We start from the raw sequence: 17,290 nt of genomic DNA on the forward strand, positions 1-17,290 counted from the left end.
CTAGTACGGTAAAACCAGCTTTCATATACCTACAATTAGGTATATGAACAATGGAAAATCAAAAATAGATTTGTATATCATCTTAAATTGAATTGCTATGAAATCTCATTACATCTTATTAATCATTTGCGCGTTTACTTTTTTTGCTTGTGACGAACTGGACGAGCTACTTTTTGAAGAAGTTGAAGTTACAAGGTCGTTTACGAGATCAGTTTTTATAGATGAAGGTGCCGAAGAAGACCCTGAAGCAGATGTTGGCTTTGCAGAGAGTGGAGGAGAAAATTTCTTTACAAATCTTGAAGTGGAAGGCATTGCAATCAGTAAGGATCAAATTAAAAAGATTGAAATGCAAAGCGTAAAATATGAGTATAGAAACTTTAGTGGTAATGTAGATGCTAATTTAGACAGTACTTTTATGTTCGCTGTGGATTTAATAGGTAATACTGAAAACTTTAATACGCCCAACCTAAATGTTGCCGAATCGGACCTTTTTAATACGCAGTATCAACTCTCGGGGGATTTTTCAAAGGTTAATGAAGTTATGAGTTCAGCAGGAATTATAACGTACTTCTATTCAGGAACATTATCGCACAATCCCGCTATGTTTGAAGTAAGAGTAACGCTTACGGTGAGGATTACTGTATCGATTCCAGTAGATGAAATTGAAGCTTAAATTATAGTATTATGAAACATTTGAAGTATATATTGATATCCATTCCGATGCTGTTTTTAGTTTCGGGATGTGATGAATTAGAAGAATTAATAGAAGAAGAGTTTGACATACAGACTACTTTTATTACCGAATTAGAAATTAATGTACCTAATGCGTCTTCTCCTGACGAGGCCGTAGATTTTACATCAAACTTTGGGTTTTGGGATTTCAGGAACGACCCCAATGTAAAAGAGGTGATTAGTGACCCTGATGAAATTACAAAAATCGAAATTAAATCAGTGCGCTATTTTTATAAGGATGTGGTAGGTAATGAAAACGCAAATGTTGTGGGTGATATGGTGTTTGTAGTTGGTCAAGGTGAAGAACGGTACGGTACGGTTCAAACGAATTTAAAGAATGCCGATTTTAATAATACGGCTTATACACTCAATGGTAATTTTGGGCCAGTTAATCAGGCATTGACTCAGTTTAAAACTATTGGATTCACGTATCAAGGCTCGGTTTCCGATAACCCCGTTAGGTTTATCACTGATGTTTCTATAACGGTAACAGTAACGATTAAGCCCGATATTGATAATTTTTAATTTTAATCACCTATGAACATTTTCAGACCTCTTTTTTTAGTATTAGTTTTAATTTTTTCGTTCATATCTTGCGATGAAGATGAGGTGGAAAATTTAAGAGAAGCAACATTCACCGTGATTTTTTTAAATTCCGGCACCCAATTTTGTAACGAGGCGCAACTTACCATTAAAGTTCTAATAACCTATCCGAACGGAAATCAGGAAACCCATACCGTAAACCCGTTTAATGAATTTGAAAAAACTTTACCCTTGGTAAGGGATAGTGAGTCCATCAATTTAAAAGTATTCTTCCCGTCTTCAGAAGATCCTATTGCGGAAGCAAATATCCCGTTTATTTTTAACGGTGTTTCTGACGAAGCACTTGAACCGCCGGGTAATGAACTATTGATAGAATATTGCCATAATTTGGACAATGGCATACGTTGGGATACATTTTATGAATAGAGGCATTAAATTTTGAGTTGGAATAAAACTTGAAACAGCTCTTCCCAAAAAGATAGAAAACTAGTAGAAAGCAATAAAGCATCAAATTTTAGCTACTTTTGCACTGCAATGGAAGAGCTAAAATTATCAAGTTGGTTGCCTACCACAAATAAAGAGGTAAAAATTCGCGGATGGGATGCGTTGGACGTTATCCTGTTCAGTGGTGATGCCTATGTGGATCATCCCTCGTTTGGCCCAGCGGTAATCGGACGCATTTTGGAAAGCTACGGCCTTCGGGTGGCTATTGTACCCCAACCTAACGTTAACGATAATCTTCAGGATTTTGTAAAACTTGGCGCGCCAAAACTCTTTTTTGGCGTAACGGGCGGTTGTATGGACCCCATGGTGAGCAATTATACCGCAAGTAAACGCAAACGAAAAAAAGATGCCTACACGCCCAATGGCGATATTGGTTTTCGACCAGATTACGCAACAACGGTATATTCCAATATTCTAAAAGAAAAATGGCCAGATGTTCCTGTATTGATTGGTGGTATTGAAGCCTCATTGCGACGTGTGACCCATTACGATTATTGGAGCGATAAACTAATGCCGTCCATTTTGGAGAGTTCTAAGGCTGATATGTTGGTGTATGGCATGGGCGAGCAACCTTTAAGGGAAATTGTTAGACTGTTGCAAAGGGGAGTGCCTTTCAGTAGCATTACTACGGTAAAGCAAACCGCAGTTTTATTGGGTTCTGAAGCGAAAATCCCAAAAAACAAAAACTGGGAAGACGTAGAAATTGCTTCACATGAAACTTGTTTAAGCGATAAAAAGACCTTTGCGTCCAATTTCAAAGTAATTGAGCAGGAAAGTAATAAACTGTATGCGCGTCGTATTTTTCAAAAAACAGGGAATAAAACCTTAATGATTAATCCGCCCTATCCAACGATGACCGAGGATGAAATTGACGCCTCTTTTGAACTGCCTTACACCAGATTGCCTCACCCTAAATACAATAAACGTGGGCCTATCCCGGCCTATGAAATGATTAAGTTTTCCATTAACATCCACCGTGGCTGTTTTGGGGGCTGTAGTTTTTGTACCATTTCTGCGCACCAAGGAAAATTTATTGCATCGCGTAGCCAAGAGTCTGTGTTGCGGGAGGTAGATACGGTTGCCAATATGCCAGATTTTAAAGGTTACCTTTCCGACATTGGAGGCCCAAGTGCAAATATGTACAAAATGAAAGGTAAGGTTCAGGAAATTTGTGATAAGTGTGTGGCGCCTTCTTGCATTTCACCTGTAATATGCAGTAATTTAGATACATCACATAAACCATTAACGCAACTGTATCAAGCTGTTGATAGTCATCCGAAGATAAAAAAATCGTTTATTGGCAGCGGTATCCGCCACGATATGCTGGTGCCAGAATTTAATAAAAATGCCGACGCAAAAGAATTGGACGATTATACGGAAGAAGTGATGACCAAGCACGTGTCGGGACGACTAAAAGTAGCACCAGAGCACACTAGCGATCCGGTTTTAAAATTAATGCGAAAACCTTCTTTCAGTTACTTCCATAAGTTTAAGGAGCGCTTTGATAAAATAAATACAAAGCAAAAATTGAAGTTGCAGTTAATTCCCTATTTCATTTCAAATCATCCGGCTTGTGAAGCTGAAGATATGGCAAATTTGGCGGCCGAAACCAAGGATATGGGCTTCCAATTGGAGCAGGTGCAGGGGTTTACACCAACCCCAATGACCGTTGCAACGGTGATTTATTACAGTGGCTATCACCCATATACACTTCAACTGGTAAACACCCCAAAAACTGCCAAGGAAAAAGAAGAACAACACCGTTTTTTCTTTTGGTATAAAGACGAAAACAAAGCTTGGATTAAAAATACTTTGAGCAAATTGGGCCGTCAAGATTTGTTAAAAAAACTACTTCCCGAAAAATCTGAGCAATGGCGTAAAAACAAGCCCGGTAAACCCAAGCATACTTTTGATGATGCGGTGCCTTTTAATCAAAGGAAGAATAAGGCTAAGTTTAGGAGTAAGAAGAAGTGACATTAATGCGCCTCCAACCAGTTATCGCCAATATCTAAATCAACATCTAGAGGTACTTCTAATTGATAGGCACTTTCCATTTCGGTTTTTACTAAGGATTTGATGTCTTCCAGCTCAGGTTTGTAAACATCAAATACCAACTCATCATGAACCTGCAAGAGCATTTTAGTTTTAAAGTTGCCTTCAGATAATTTCTTATGAATATTAATCATGGCAATTTTGATAATATCGGCAGCACTACCCTGAATCGGGGCGTTTACGGCATTACGTTCCGCAGCACCACGAACCACGGCGTTACGCGAATTAATATCTTTTAGATAACGGCGTCGCCCCAAAACCGTTTGAACATAGCCATTATCTCTTGCAAAATCAACTTGGTCGTGGATAAAGTTCCTCAATTTTGGATATGTAGCGTAATAGGTGTCAATCAACTCCTTGGCTTCGGTTCGCGATAAATCAGTCTGGTTGCTCAACCCGAAAGCCGAAACCCCATAAATAATCCCAAAGTTGACAGTCTTTGCATTACTACGTTGTTCGCGGGTTACCTCATCAATAGGGACATTAAACACTTTTGACGCCGTAGAAGCATGAATGTCTTCTCCGTTTTTAAAGGCTGAAATCATGGTTTCCTCCTTGCTAAGTGCCGCAATGATACGCAATTCAATTTGAGAGTAGTCAGCCGCCAAAAGGGTGTAATCCTCATTTCGGGGAATAAATGCTTTTCGGACTTGTCGCCCACGTTCTGTACGGATGGGAATATTTTGCAGGTTGGGATTGTTGCTACTCAAACGTCCCGTTGCGGCAACGGTTTGCATATAATCCGTGTGCACGCGTCCGGTTTGCTCTAAGACTTGTGTAGGCAACGCATCCACATAAGTGCTTTTCAATTTTGAAAGACCTCTAAAATCTAAAATATTTTGAATGATTTTATGGTCTTTGGCCAAATAACTCAATACATCTTCCGCTGTGGAATATTGACCTGTTTTTGTTTTCTTAGGTTTATCGACCAATTTCATTTTATCAAAAAGAATTTCACCCAATTGCTTTGGGGAGGCGATATTGAATGTCTCACCAGCCTCCTTATAAATTTTTGATTCCAATTCGGCGATGTCTTTTTCAAGTTCTTCCGAAAGTGAATTTAAAAAACCTTTATCCAAGTTGATACCTTCCAATTCCATATCGGCCAAAACACGAAGCAAAGGCACTTCAATATCGTCAAATAACTTTTGGGTATTGGCCTCGCCCAATTCATTTTGGAAATGGGCTTTCAATTGCAAAGTGATGTCGGCGTCTTCAACAGCGTACTCGGTTTGCTTGCCCAAAGGTACTTCCCGCATAGACAATTGATTTTTTCCTTTTTTGCCAATCAAAGCTTCAATGGAAATAGGCGTATAATTCAAATAGGTTTCGGCCAACACATCCATGTTGTGGCGCATGTCTGGATTGATGAGGTAGTGCGCCAACATGGTGTCAAAAAGCTTGCCCTTCACTTCCATATCATATTTTGACAAAACCTTAATATCGTACTTTAAATTCTGACCAATTTTTTCAATGGTTTCGCTTTCAAAAAATGGACGTAGCTGTTCGATTAATTCCTTAGCTTCATCTTTATTTTCAGGGAAGGGTAGGTAAAATCCTTTACCAACTTCCCATGAAAAGGCAATCCCCACCAGTTTCGCAGTGATTGGATCAATGCCCGTTGTTTCGGTGTCAAAACAAACCGAAGTTTGGTTCATTAAATTTTTTAGGAATAGTTTGGTGGCCAAACCAGTGCTTACACTTTGATAAAAATGTGGAGTGGTTTCGGCAGTTTTTCTAGTATATTCTGAAGTAGCTTCGGTATCGTTAGAAGGATCCGAGCCGAATAATGAAAATTGCCCCGCCCCTGCAGATTTTTTCTCCTTCGGAGTGGGTCGTTCTGTTTTTTGTTCTGTGCTTTCCTGTGTAGTTTTAGAGGTTGAAGTGCTAGTGTCGTTGGCGAAAGTCTTCAAAAAATTTTCAGTCAAACGTCGAAACTCCAGCTCTTGAAAAATTTCTTTTACCTTTTCAACATCGGGATGGTCTAATTCAAAATCCTTTGCGTCAAATTCCACGGGAACATCCAGCATTATAGTGGCCAGTTTTTTGGAAAGCAACCCCAATTCGCCATTGGCCTCCACTTTCTCTTTCATTTTGCCTTTTAGTTGGTCGGTATTAGCCAAAAGCCCTTCCATACTACCAAATTGCGCAATAAATTTCTTCGCGGTCTTTTCACCTACACCGGGAAGCCCTGGGATGTTGTCGCTACTATCCCCCATCATACCTAAAAAGTCAATGACTTGCAATGGGTCTTCCACTTCAAACTTTTTCTTCACTTCGGGTATGCCCCATGTTTCGTAACCCCCACCAAAAACAGGGCGATACATAAAAATATTCTCGGTAACCAATTGGGCAAAATCCTTATCAGGTGTTACCATATAGGTTTTGTAGCCTTCCTTTTCCGCTTGGCGGGACAGGGTGCCAATCACATCATCCGCTTCATAGCCCTCTTTCACCATAATTGGGATGTGCATCGCTTTCAAAATATTACAAATGTGCGGAATGGCGGTTGTGATCCCTTCGGGTGTGGCATCCCTATTGGCTTTGTACTCCTCGTACATTTCCACACGGTCCGCACTCCCACCTTTATCAAAACATACTGCCAAATGGTCTGGTCTTTCGCGTTTTATCACATCCAAAAGCGAGTTCATAAAACCCATAATGGCTGAGGTATCTTGTCCTTTGGAATTGATTCTTGGATTTTTTATAAACGCATAATAGCCCCGAAAAATTAAGGCATAGGCATCAACTAAAAAAAGGCGTTTTTGGTCTGGCATTTTGTGTGTTTTGATAGAGTACCAAAGCTACAAAAAGTTATTGCCTAATAGAAGCATTATAGTTGAATGTTTCTATGCTTACATGAAATTTCACTAAAGTTTAACCCAAGCTCCACCTTCATATCCCCAAAAACCAATTGTTGTAAATGTTGCATTAGTAGATGTTACATAAATAAAGTCTCCGTTAACAGCGGTTAATGCGCTTGCTTGCGCAGCTGTAAATCTACCAGATTTAAATACATTTTGGTCAGCCACCTTTAAATCGCCATTGATTTCAATGTTATTGGTTTGAAAATCGCCATAGATTAATGGAGCTGTAGTATTTGAGTTATCAATATATAATTTATTACTTCCAGATTCTTGCATTCCAGATTGATAACCAATAAAAACATTCCCCGATTTATTTTCAGCAGTTCCAGTATTGGTTTCGGGGTCATAATTACCGCCACCAGCTTCAAATCCTATGTATACATTATTTGATGAATTTATATCAGAATTTCCTGAACTAGCTCCAATAAACACATTTCTATCGTTATTTAAATCCGATGCATTGTCATCATCTAACGATCTTCCAGCATAATCTCCCACAGCCGTATTGTTATCTCCATAAATGTTAAATCTAAGCGATTGGTTTCCAATAGAAGAATTGTTTATTCCAAATATATTTTCTCCTAAAGAAAACGCACCTATAGCTACATTTGATGAACCGGAAGTATTGCTGTTAAGTGCATTTCCTCCAATGGCTGAATTATTTCTTCCAGAAGTATTTGCAGCTAATGTGGCAAAACCAATAGCGGTATTCCTTAAACCATCAACGTTATTAGTTAGAGCATTATGTCCTATAGCTGTATTATTTCTTCCGGAAGTGTTTGCGTCTAGAGTAGATGAACCAATAGCAACATTGTAACTACCAGAAGTATTTAATTGTAAAGACTGAAACCCTATAGCAATATTCTGTTCACCTTGATTAGCTGTATTACCAATAACATCATTTAAGGCATTAAGTCCTATACCAATATTTCTATTATGCGAAGCATCATCAGCATTACCAGCGCCAATACCTAAAAATAGCGATGAACCATTATTTGATCCATCAATATCAGATTTTCCATCAGATAGGTCGTTTATTTGTTTAACAAATGGAATCCATGATGTTGTAGCATTGTCCCAATAGTAAAATCCTTCTGCTGGTGTACCACTACCAGTTACAAAAACAAGCATACCATTTTGATTTACACCTGGATTAGTAGCTGGAAACTCATCAATTTTAGGAATTAAAATACCATCAGTATTAGCTGGAGTGGCTTGATTACTTGAAGATATATGTAAAGCTGAATTTGGAGTAGTAGTATTTATACCAACTTGTGCTATTATGAATTGAGAAAATGACACAAAAAAGAGTGTGAATAACAATTTGATTTTCATGATGCTAAGGGGTGTTTTTTATTAAAAATAGAGAGCGTTGTTTTTTAATTGATAACAATCCTTTTGACGACTTGCTTATTCAGTTGGGATTTAATTTTTAATATATAAATGCCTGATTCTAAAGAGCCAATTGATAGCTTATTCTGGCTTTTAATAGATATTATTTTTTTACCTTGTATATTGTATAATTCTAATGTGTCGAATGACTTACTGGAGTGTATATTTATAATGTTGTTCGTAGGATTGGGAAACACCCTAACATCAGCATTAGTAAAAGTTGTAGTACTTAAACTATTTACAATTGAAATATTGAAGCTCGTATTTGCAGTGTTGTCTGCCAAATCAATGGTTCTAAATACTCTAATCCAATAGGTGTTATTTGCTGATAAATTGGTAACAGTGCCAGATTCTTCAAAACACGCAAAGCTATTATTGGCCATACAGTTATCGAAAATGGCAAAATTATTCCAGGTAATATTCCCATCAATTTCAATATCGCCATTCACGGGCATTTCAAAACTGTACCAGATATCTACATAGTCTTCATTTGTTCCAGTTGTACACCCTTTTCCATCATTAACTGTTGCCCCACCAATTTCAAAATTAATAGTGGTAATACTGTCTTCAGTTACCGTAAAGTTTTCTGCTGTAGCACACGTATCATTATTAACTTCTTCAAAAGCTTGTATGCCGAAACTGGTAAATCCGTTGTCTGCCAGAGAGACAGTCCTAAACACTCTTAGTTTGTAATTAGTTCCGCTAGTTAACCCACTAATAAATTGATTGTTATTTCCGCATTGAATCCTATTACCATTGCAGGCATCGTATAGCGTAAAATTGTTCCAACTGGTAATACTGTTTATATAGAGGTTACCAGTTACCGGCATGGTAAATTCGTACCAGATATCTACATAATCGGCTGTACTATCGCATCCAACTTCGTTAAGCACCTCGGCTCCACCAATATTAAAATCGTAGGATAACGCTTCGGCTGTAACTGTAATTGGTTCTGCTGTAGCGCAGGTGTCATTATTAACTTCCTCGAATGCTTGTATACCGAAACTTGTAAAAGCGTTGTCAGCCAGAGAGACGGTTCTAAACACTCTTAATTTGTAATTGGTTCCGCTAGTTAACCCACTAATAAATTGATTGTTATTTCCGCATTGAATCCTATTGCCATTGCAGGTATCGTACAGCGTAAAATTGTTCCAACTGGTAACACTATCTATATAGAGGTTACCATTAACAGGCATGGTAAATTCGTACCAGATATCTACATAATCGGCTGTACTATCACATCCAACTTCGTTAAGCACCTCAGCGCCACCAATATTAAAATCGTATGATAACGCTTCGGTTGTAACCGTAATAGTTTCTGCTGTAGCGCAGGTGTCATTATTAACTTCCTCGAATGCTTGTATACCGAAACTTGTAAAAGCGTTGTCAGCCAGAGAGACGGTTCTAAACACTCTTAATTTGTAATTGGTTCCGCTAGTTAACCCACTAATAAATTGATTGTTATTTCCGCATTGAATCCTATTGCCATTGCAGGTATCGTACAGCGTAAAATTGTTCCAACTGGTAACACCATTTATATGGAGATTACCATTTACCGGCATGGTAAATTCGTACCAGATATCTACATAATCTGCTGTACTATCGCATCCAACTTCGTTAAGCACCTCGGCTCCACCAATATTAAAATCGTAGGATAACGCTTCGGCTGTAACTGTAATTGGTTCTGCTGTAGCGCAAGTATCATTATTAACTTCTTCGAATGCTTGTATACCGAAACTTGTAAATGCGTTGCCAGCCAGAGAGACGGTTCTAAACACTCTTAATTTGTAATTGGTTCCGCTAGTTAACCCACTAATAAATTGATTGTTAATTCCGCATTGAATCATATTGCCATTGCAGGCATCGTATAGTGCAAAATTGTTCCAACTGCTAACACCATTTATATAGAGGTTACCATTTACTGGCATAGTAAATTCGTACCATACGTCAACATAATCAGCAGTGGTAGTACATCCTAATTCGTTATTGACGGAAGCATCAACAATTTCAAAGGAAAAGGATGTGAGCGAAGTGTCTATAGTAATTAGTTCAGCATTGGCACAATCGTCGTTTGCTGGTTGGCCAAAAGTCATTTGTAAACTAGCTAAACATAAAATGAGGTAGATTTTTTTCATGATGTTTATTATTTGCATTTTAATTAATGATATAGTTCTTCATACATATATTCATAAAATGCGTATCGATGGATATTTGGTTTGGGTTTAAAGTGTTTTAGAATAATCTCTTAATATCTGTAGTTTTTGTATCGACACAAGTATTAATAGAGTGTAACACATAATACATTAGAGTTTAATACCACTAAAGAAATTAGTAATATTGAAGTTTTCATAACAAATAGAATTTTTAAACTGAGTTCGATTAATTTGATAATAGCAAACACCTCGATTATTTTTTGTTTAAATAAAATGATTACCCCCCCCTTTTTTTAGATTTTAAAAGACCAACCAAAGCTCTCAAAATCTTGCAGTTCATAATAATTAGTTAGCGTATTATCATAATATTTAATAATCGAACTCAGGTTTATATTAATAGCTATGCAAATCTACCTTTGAATCAAAAAATTGAAGTGGATTATTTTTTCAAAAGCGGGTAGTATTTTGTCAAATGAAAAAAATTGAAAGGTCATGATTTTTTGAAATATGACATTTTAAACACTTATAATCAATTAGTTACGAAAATTAGATGGACTATCGTTAAACTCCTCCTTAAAAGCTTTACTAAACCAGTTAGGATTATTAAATCCTGTAGAATATGCGATTTCTGAAACAGAAAGTTCAGTAGTTTTGAGAAGTTTTTTGGCTTTTTCCAAACGCACTTTCCTAATAAAAATTGCTGTACTAGTATTTGAGATTGCTTTTAATTTTCGGTAGAGTTGTGAGTCACTCATGACCATGTATTTTGCTAATTCTTTCGCTCCAAAATTGGGGTCGTCTATATGTTTATGAATAACATCTAAAGTAGTATTTAAAAAGATGAGGTTTTTATCTGTGGGTTGGTTTTGCTCACATGAAGATTCAACAATTTTAGTAACGGTATAGCGTTCTTGTAATTTCTTTCGTTTTGCAATGAGCATTTGCATACGCAAACGCAATTCTTCTTTTTGAAAAGGTTTAGTTAAATACGCATCTGCACCACTGGTAATTCCTTCTAATTTGTCCTCTTGCATGGCTTTTGAGGTTAACATTATTATAGGAATATGATTTGTATTGTTATTAGATTGCAGTTTTTGAGTAAGTTCAAAACCATCCATGATGGGCATCATAACATCAGTAATCACAATATCTGGAATTTGTTTAGTGGCAAGTTCTAATCCTTGTTTACCATCTTTTGCAACTGTAACTTTATAATCTGGTTTTAGACAAGAAGTTATATAACGTGCCATGTCGGTATTATCTTCTACAATAAGTACACTATTAGCATCTTCGTCTGCAATAACATCATCAATTTGAGGTACTAAAGAACCATTAGTTGTTTTTTTAGTGACTATACATGGGTCTTTTAGTTCTTCATTGTTTGTAATAGGTAATGTTATTGTAAATGTAGAACCTTGTCCCAATTTTGAGTGTACTTCAATCTTACCTTTAAAAAGTTCTACCAATTCTTTAGTTAGTGCTAAACCAATTCCTGTGCCTTGTGATACTTTTTGATTAGCATTTTCTACTTGGTAAAAACGATCAAAAATAAAAGGTAATTCTTCTTTTGAAATTCCATAACCTTGATCTATCACTTCCAATCGTAGAGTTTTATTATTTAGTTTTTCAAGATTGATTATTAATTCTGATTGCTGAGGTGAGAATTTTAATGCATTAGAAATGAGGTTAGTGAGGATTTGTCGCCATTTTTCGGCATCATAATCTATAATTATTTTATCTGGCTTTGAATTAAACTTTAACGTTATGAGCTTATCTGATGCGATGTTAAGAAAGCTATCTACAATATGATTAGTATAAGTTGCGATATCATTCTGAATAAGATTGGTGTTGAGTTGTTTCTTTTCGAGCTTAGCTAAATTTAGCATTTGGTTTACTAAATCCAGTAAATTATTACTGTTTTGCTCTATGGTTTCTAGTGATGTTTTAATATCCCTTTTACTTGACCCCTCCTCTTTTAAATTATCTAAATAACCATTTATTATGGTTAGAGGTGTTCTAAACTCATGAGTAATATTTGTAATAAAGCGAGATTTTAGAGTATCTAATTCTTGTAAACGTTTAGATTCTTGTCTTACAATTTGCCGTTGCAAGCTTAACCTGTAAAATATATAAGCCAAAAATAAAAATGTTAGAATGTAAAAAGCGTAAGCAATATTACTTTGATACCATGGTGGAATAACTTTAATTCTTAACTCTAAAGGTGGCTTGTTCCAAATTTTATTACGTGACTTTCCCTGTATTTTTAATTGATTTGGTCCTTTAGGTAAAGTCAATATTTGGAGTTCTTTGGAGTTTCTTAGGTCATTCCATTGGTTATCATTTAATGCATATATAAATTGATTGTTTTTATTGGGTCTAAGGTCTAAATCTGAAAAATTAATATAACATGGGAAATCATCATGATTTAATACAATCTCTTTAGTTTTTGTAATACTTCCCTTTGTTATTTCTGGATGGCTTAAAGAATTTATCTCTTCGTCCTTAATTCTAAGAGACGTGAATGTAAGGTTTCCTGGAACGTCTAGCTCTGAAACTCTTTTCGGATTAAAAATATTAAATCCTTTTACGCCTCCAACGTAAATTTTGTTGGTCTCTTTATCGTATAAATGTGCACCAAGGTTAAACTCTGTGCCTTGTATACCATCGTGTTGGTCGTAGTTTGTGAATTCTTCAGTTAATTTATCAAACCTAAAAAGACCACCATTGGTAGTGAGCCATAAATTACGATCTAAATCTTCTGTAATGCTATACACTACGGTATTGGTTAAGCCTTGTGCTTTTTCGTAGCGTTTAAAAGTTTGATTTGTTGTGTTAAACTTATTAAAACCTTCTTGGGTAGCTACCCATAAGGTTTTATCTGCATCATTCCAAGTGTGTAAAGTTGTATTATTACTAAGGCTTGCGTCATCATTATTTGCGCTAAAATAATTTATAAACTTTGGTTTTTTGTAATTGATGTCTTCAAATTGTAGTTTGTTAAGTCCATTTTCAGAAGTAATCCAGTAGTTTAAATCGCTATCTTGAGACATATTATAAGTGAAGTTCGAACTGATAGAGTTTGAATTAGCATCAACTTTATAATAATCAAAAGTGAAGCTTTTAGCTTCTATGTTTCCAGTAAATCTATTAACGCCACCACCATATGTCATAATCCAGACACTGCCTTTGTGGTCAACATATACGCCTCTTGTAGCATCATTACTCAAGGATGTATTATCTTCGATATTATTAAATAAACTTATTATTTTTGGTTGTTTAGGGTTAAAGTTATTAAGGTCTATTATAGAAAGTCCTTTTAATGTTGCAACCCATAAATAGTTTTCATGGTCTATGGCCATCCCTCTAATTACATTAAATGCTAATGCATTATTAGTGTTTTCTTTAGTAATGTAAATAGTATTTTGATTGGAATCGATACAATTAATTCCTTTACTGGTTCCTACAAAAGTGTAATCTTTACTCTTAGCAAAAGATAAAATGAATGCATTGTTAAGTGTAATATTTGATGTAGTATTAATAGTTTTAAAGACAGGGTCTGTTGATGTAGTTACATCTAGATTATGGGTGCCAACCCAAAGAATTTTTCCATCTGTAAAAGTATCGTGAACACGATCTGAAGTAATAGAATTCGTGTTTTTTTGTTTGGCTTTGTAAACTACAACATCTTTGAATTTGCCAGTTTCTTCATTAAACCCTTTAGCAATAAAAAGCCCATTAAAAGTGCCTATGTAAAACGTTTTGTTATACGTGTCTATTGATGAGATATTTAGATTTTCATTCAGCTGTATTTCTTTTTCTAATACTATTTTAGAAAGTTTGTTCCCAATGGTATTGAAAACAAACAAACCATTTGTAGTACCTATAAAAATAGTATGGTTTTTTACAAATAAAGTATTTATGCTTCCTAAAGCTTTGCCTAAATCTATCTCTTTAAAAGTTGGTTTATGGTTTAAAGTTATTTCAGCAGTAAATAGGCGACCATCTAACGTACCTATACACACATCATTACCATTGGCGAAGGAGGCACTATATTGTGATTTTTTATTTGGTCTAATAATTTTTTCTGATTTGTGTATTGTGCCGTTTTTATCGAAAATAACTATGCCCTCATTCAAGATAGTGGCTATAATCATACCACTAGCAGTTTTAGATAAACTGTTACATTTACCCTTATTTACAGCAGTGGTTTTAAAACTATTTATATTAGGATTGTAAATAGATATGCCATTATTGTTGGTCCCAATCCAAATATTACCATCATCATCTTCAATAAGGGCATTTATATAATTACCAGAAATACTTGAAGCATTATTTTTTTCGCTTTTGTAGATTTTGAAAGTAGTACCATCAAATCTATTTAAACCGTCTTGTGTGCCAATCCATAAAAACCCATTTGAATCTTTTATAATACACCTAATCGTTGTTTCTGATATACCATCATCTAACCCATAATGGTGAAAATTCATTTCTTGACCGAATAGGTTAGAATAAAAAATTATTACGAATAAAGGAATTAAAATGTGCTTTAACATAGACATTAGTTAATCTACAACCACGAAAAGTTAGTTTTAATCTTAACTTATCACTTTAATAAGTTACATTTTGCTTATCTAAAACCGTTTTTGTTCCAGAAGCAAAAAATAAAAAATAGGTAAAACACGCTACGGCAATCCAGTAGGAAAATTGTATGTTAAAAACATCAGCTAATTTTCCTTGAAAAGGAAGGGTTATGGTGCCGCTAAGAATCATCACTATTAAAAATGCTGATCCCTGTGAGTTGTATTTTCCTAAACTAGCTATACCCAATGTAAAAATGCAAGACCATATGATTGAGCAAAATAATCCGCCAATGTAGTAAGCCCCATAAAAAGCAAAGTCGACCAACTGAGATTGAAATTGGTCTATATTAAAGTAGGTTTTGCAAAACGGAATAAATACACCGTTTGAGGCCACGATAAATCCCAAAAAGAAGAATATAGCTACAAGTATTGCAAGCGCTGATTTGTTATTTTGATTGGTCATATTCAAAAATTGATCGATTTTTTTAAAATGTCTAAGATAGTAAAATGAGAAACAACGATAGTTAATTAAAACAAGTCAGTTCTTAGGTTTTCAGAACAAAAAGCTTTAACAATTTCATAAGACAAAAGGAGTATCTTATATCTATCTTTGGTAAAAAAATAAGCATGCGTTGGATAATATTTTTATTGATATTCATAGTTATTGATATTTACGCCTTTCAGGCATTTAGGGCTATTTCCAAAACCGTTTGGATGACTGTCTTGTATTGGGGCGTTTCCCTGTTGGTTTTGGGTAATTTTATCTATCGTTTTTACGGATTGAGCAGGGCAGATTATGGAAACCCACAGGCCTATGCTTTTGCAATGGTAATTGCTTTTTTAGTGCCTAAAATAATAGTGCTGGGTGTCATGTTTGCCGAGGATATTTTTAGGGTGCCACAAGCCATTTTCCGTTATTTTACCGAAGGGCCAAATGCCAATGTAAAGTATATGCCTTCCCGACGGGCTTTCATTTCGAAAATTGCATTAGGCATTGCAGCCATTCCTTTTGGGGCAATTCTCTACGGGATTTATAATGGAAAGTATAACTTCAAAGTTTTGAAGTATACTTTGAGTTTTGAGGATTTACCGGATGCATTTGATGGCTATAAACTTACCCAGATAAGCGATATCCATTCTGGAAGTTTTGATAATAAGGAAAAGGTAGCCTATGCTATTGATTTAATCAATGCACAGCAAAGTGATGTGATTTTGTTTACGGGCGACATGGTGAATAATGAAGCTAGAGAAATGAAACCTTACGCCGATATTTTTGGTAAGCTAAAGGCTAAGGATGGGCTTTATTCGGTTTTGGGGAATCATGATTATGGCGATTATATCCGTTGGGAATCGGATGAGGCGAAGCGACAAAATCTTGAAGATTTAAAACAGATTCAAAAGCAAATAGGATTCGATTTACTATTGAACGAAAGCCGATATATTGAACGAAACGGCGAAAAAATTGCTTTGGTGGGGGTGGAAAACTGGGGTGCAGGCGGATTTAAGCAGGTCGGCGATTTAAAGAAGGCCGTCAGCAATATTCAAAAAGAAGACTTTAAAATACTATTGAGCCACGATCCTTCCCATTGGGAAAAACAGGTGATAGGTGACGATTATCATTATCATTTAACCTTAAGTGGGCATACTCACGGGATGCAATTTGGCATTGAAGTCCCTGGTTGGTTTAAATGGAGCCCCGTAAAATGGCGCTATAAATATTGGGCGGGCATTTATGAGGAATTGGGACAATTCATCAATGTGAATCGTGGTTTTGGCTACATTGGGTTCCCCGGCCGTGTTGGGATTTGGCCGGAAATTACCGTTATCGAGCTCAAAAAAGGAACCAAGACCGTTTAATTAAAAAGAATTTCCCGTATGCTTACATTGGGGTTTCCGCTGAACTTGACATTCGCGCGATCCCGATAGCTATTTGGACGAGAATCTAAAATAACAGTCCCGAAAGCTTTCGGGATCGGTTTTGACTCTATGGCAAATTGAAACTAGGGATATAACCCTTTGTCATGCCCTTGGGATAGTTAGTTTTAAGAAATTCTTTTATTTGTATGGAAATGTTATTTTTATAATGAAATTGCTTATTTTTATGAATAAGTATAGTAATGCCCCTGCTATTAATGCTTTAAACGAATAGATTAAGATATGTCTAAATTTGGGGAATTAATTGACGTTGATGTTCCGGTTCTGTTGGACTTCTATACAGATTGGAACGAACAATCTACAGCCATGCATCCTGTACTTAGGGATGTCGCGGCCGCTTTGGGCGACAAGGCCAAAGTGATTAAAATTGATGTCGAAAAAAATCAAGAATTGGCCGACGCACTTCGTGTTAAAGGTCTGCCCACATTAATCATTTACAAAAATGGCGAAATGAAATGGCGCCAAAGTGGCGAGCAGGATGCCAATACCCTTATTGATATTATTCAGGAATATATTTAGTGGTTGCTGTCAT

The 17,290-nt window shown here is 35.9% G+C and carries 10 protein-coding genes and 1 pseudogene; 6 read left to right on the top strand and 5 right to left on the bottom strand.

What is annotated here, in order from left to right; genetic code table 11:
* The first annotated feature begins 97 nt into the window (after nucleotides 1-97).
* The 4 genes from H7U19_RS00415 (at nucleotide 98) to H7U19_RS00430 (ending at nucleotide 3,753) form a co-directional block, all read left to right on the top strand.
* Nucleotides 98-673, top strand: a complete 576-nt coding sequence (locus tag H7U19_RS00415) for a hypothetical protein (RefSeq protein ID WP_186557866.1) — start codon at nucleotides 98-100, stop codon at nucleotides 671-673.
* Nucleotides 674-684: 11 nt separating this feature from the next.
* Entirely contained in the window at nucleotides 685-1,257 is a 573-nt protein-coding gene (locus H7U19_RS00420) for a hypothetical protein (RefSeq protein ID WP_186557867.1), read from the top strand.
* A gap of 12 nt (nucleotides 1,258-1,269) precedes the next feature.
* Nucleotides 1,270-1,701, top strand: coding sequence for a hypothetical protein (locus H7U19_RS00425; RefSeq protein WP_186557868.1), 432 nt, complete (start codon nucleotides 1,270-1,272; stop codon nucleotides 1,699-1,701).
* 108 nt (nucleotides 1,702-1,809) lie between these two features.
* Entirely contained in the window at nucleotides 1,810-3,753 is a 1,944-nt protein-coding gene (locus H7U19_RS00430) for a YgiQ family radical SAM protein (RefSeq protein WP_186557869.1), read from the top strand.
* A gap of 2 nt (nucleotides 3,754-3,755) precedes the next feature.
* On the opposite strand, the gene polA is transcribed toward H7U19_RS00430, so the two are convergent.
* The 5 genes and pseudogenes from polA to H7U19_RS17055 form a co-directional block, all read right to left on the bottom strand.
* The gene (polA, locus tag H7U19_RS00435; protein WP_186557870.1) at nucleotides 3,756-6,608 is read right to left on the bottom strand and encodes a DNA polymerase I; all 2,853 of its coding nucleotides are present in this window, start codon (nucleotides 6,606-6,608) and stop codon (nucleotides 3,756-3,758) included.
* A 93-nt stretch (nucleotides 6,609-6,701) separates the two neighbouring features.
* A complete protein-coding gene (locus H7U19_RS00440) occupies nucleotides 6,702-8,033 on the bottom strand; it encodes an autotransporter outer membrane beta-barrel domain-containing protein (protein ID WP_186557871.1) in 1,332 nt (443 codons plus the stop codon).
* Nucleotides 8,034-8,077: 44 nt separating this feature from the next.
* Complete coding sequence (locus H7U19_RS00445; protein WP_186557872.1) at nucleotides 8,078-10,225, bottom strand: T9SS type A sorting domain-containing protein; 2,148 nt, start codon at nucleotides 10,223-10,225, stop codon at nucleotides 8,078-8,080.
* A gap of 551 nt (nucleotides 10,226-10,776) precedes the next feature.
* On the bottom strand, nucleotides 10,777-14,796 hold the full coding sequence (locus H7U19_RS00450; protein WP_186557873.1) for a response regulator: 4,020 nt from the start codon (nucleotides 14,794-14,796) through the stop codon (nucleotides 10,777-10,779).
* A gap of 306 nt (nucleotides 14,797-15,102) precedes the next feature.
* A pseudogene (locus H7U19_RS17055) lies at nucleotides 15,103-15,286 on the bottom strand (MFS transporter); the annotation flags it as partial.
* Nucleotides 15,287-15,450: 164 nt separating this feature from the next.
* Between H7U19_RS17055 and H7U19_RS00460 the strand changes: the two are divergent.
* Nucleotides 15,451-16,680 (top strand): metallophosphoesterase, encoded by a 1,230-nt coding sequence (locus H7U19_RS00460; protein WP_186557874.1) that lies wholly within the window; start codon nucleotides 15,451-15,453, stop codon nucleotides 16,678-16,680.
* Between the two features lie 300 nt (nucleotides 16,681-16,980).
* Nucleotides 16,981-17,277, top strand: a complete 297-nt coding sequence (locus H7U19_RS00465; RefSeq protein ID WP_186557875.1) for a thioredoxin family protein — start codon at nucleotides 16,981-16,983, stop codon at nucleotides 17,275-17,277.
* Nucleotides 17,278-17,290: the final 13 nt, after the last annotated feature.

This window comes from Hyunsoonleella aquatilis (assembly GCF_014270105.1).
GTDB classification, from domain to species: Bacteria; Bacteroidota; Bacteroidia; order Flavobacteriales; family Flavobacteriaceae; genus Jejuia; species Jejuia aquatilis.

Coding starts and splice junctions, on each gene's coding strand:
- H7U19_RS00415 (WP_186557866.1), top strand. CDS start 98: ATGAAATCTCATTACATCTTATTAATCATTTGCGCGTTTACTTTTTTT.
- H7U19_RS00420 (WP_186557867.1), top strand. CDS start 685: ATGAAACATTTGAAGTATATATTGATATCCATTCCGATGCTGTTTTTA.
- H7U19_RS00425 (WP_186557868.1), top strand. CDS start 1,270: ATGAACATTTTCAGACCTCTTTTTTTAGTATTAGTTTTAATTTTTTCG.
- H7U19_RS00430 (WP_186557869.1), top strand. CDS start 1,810: ATGGAAGAGCTAAAATTATCAAGTTGGTTGCCTACCACAAATAAAGAG.
- polA (WP_186557870.1), bottom strand. CDS start 6,608: ATGCCAGACCAAAAACGCCTTTTTTTAGTTGATGCCTATGCCTTAATT.
- H7U19_RS00440 (WP_186557871.1), bottom strand. CDS start 8,033: ATGAAAATCAAATTGTTATTCACACTCTTTTTTGTGTCATTTTCTCAA.
- H7U19_RS00445 (WP_186557872.1), bottom strand. CDS start 10,225: ATGAAAAAAATCTACCTCATTTTATGTTTAGCTAGTTTACAAATGACT.
- H7U19_RS00450 (WP_186557873.1), bottom strand. CDS start 14,796: ATGTTAAAGCACATTTTAATTCCTTTATTCGTAATAATTTTTTATTCT.
- H7U19_RS00460 (WP_186557874.1), top strand. CDS start 15,451: ATGCGTTGGATAATATTTTTATTGATATTCATAGTTATTGATATTTAC.
- H7U19_RS00465 (WP_186557875.1), top strand. CDS start 16,981: ATGTCTAAATTTGGGGAATTAATTGACGTTGATGTTCCGGTTCTGTTG.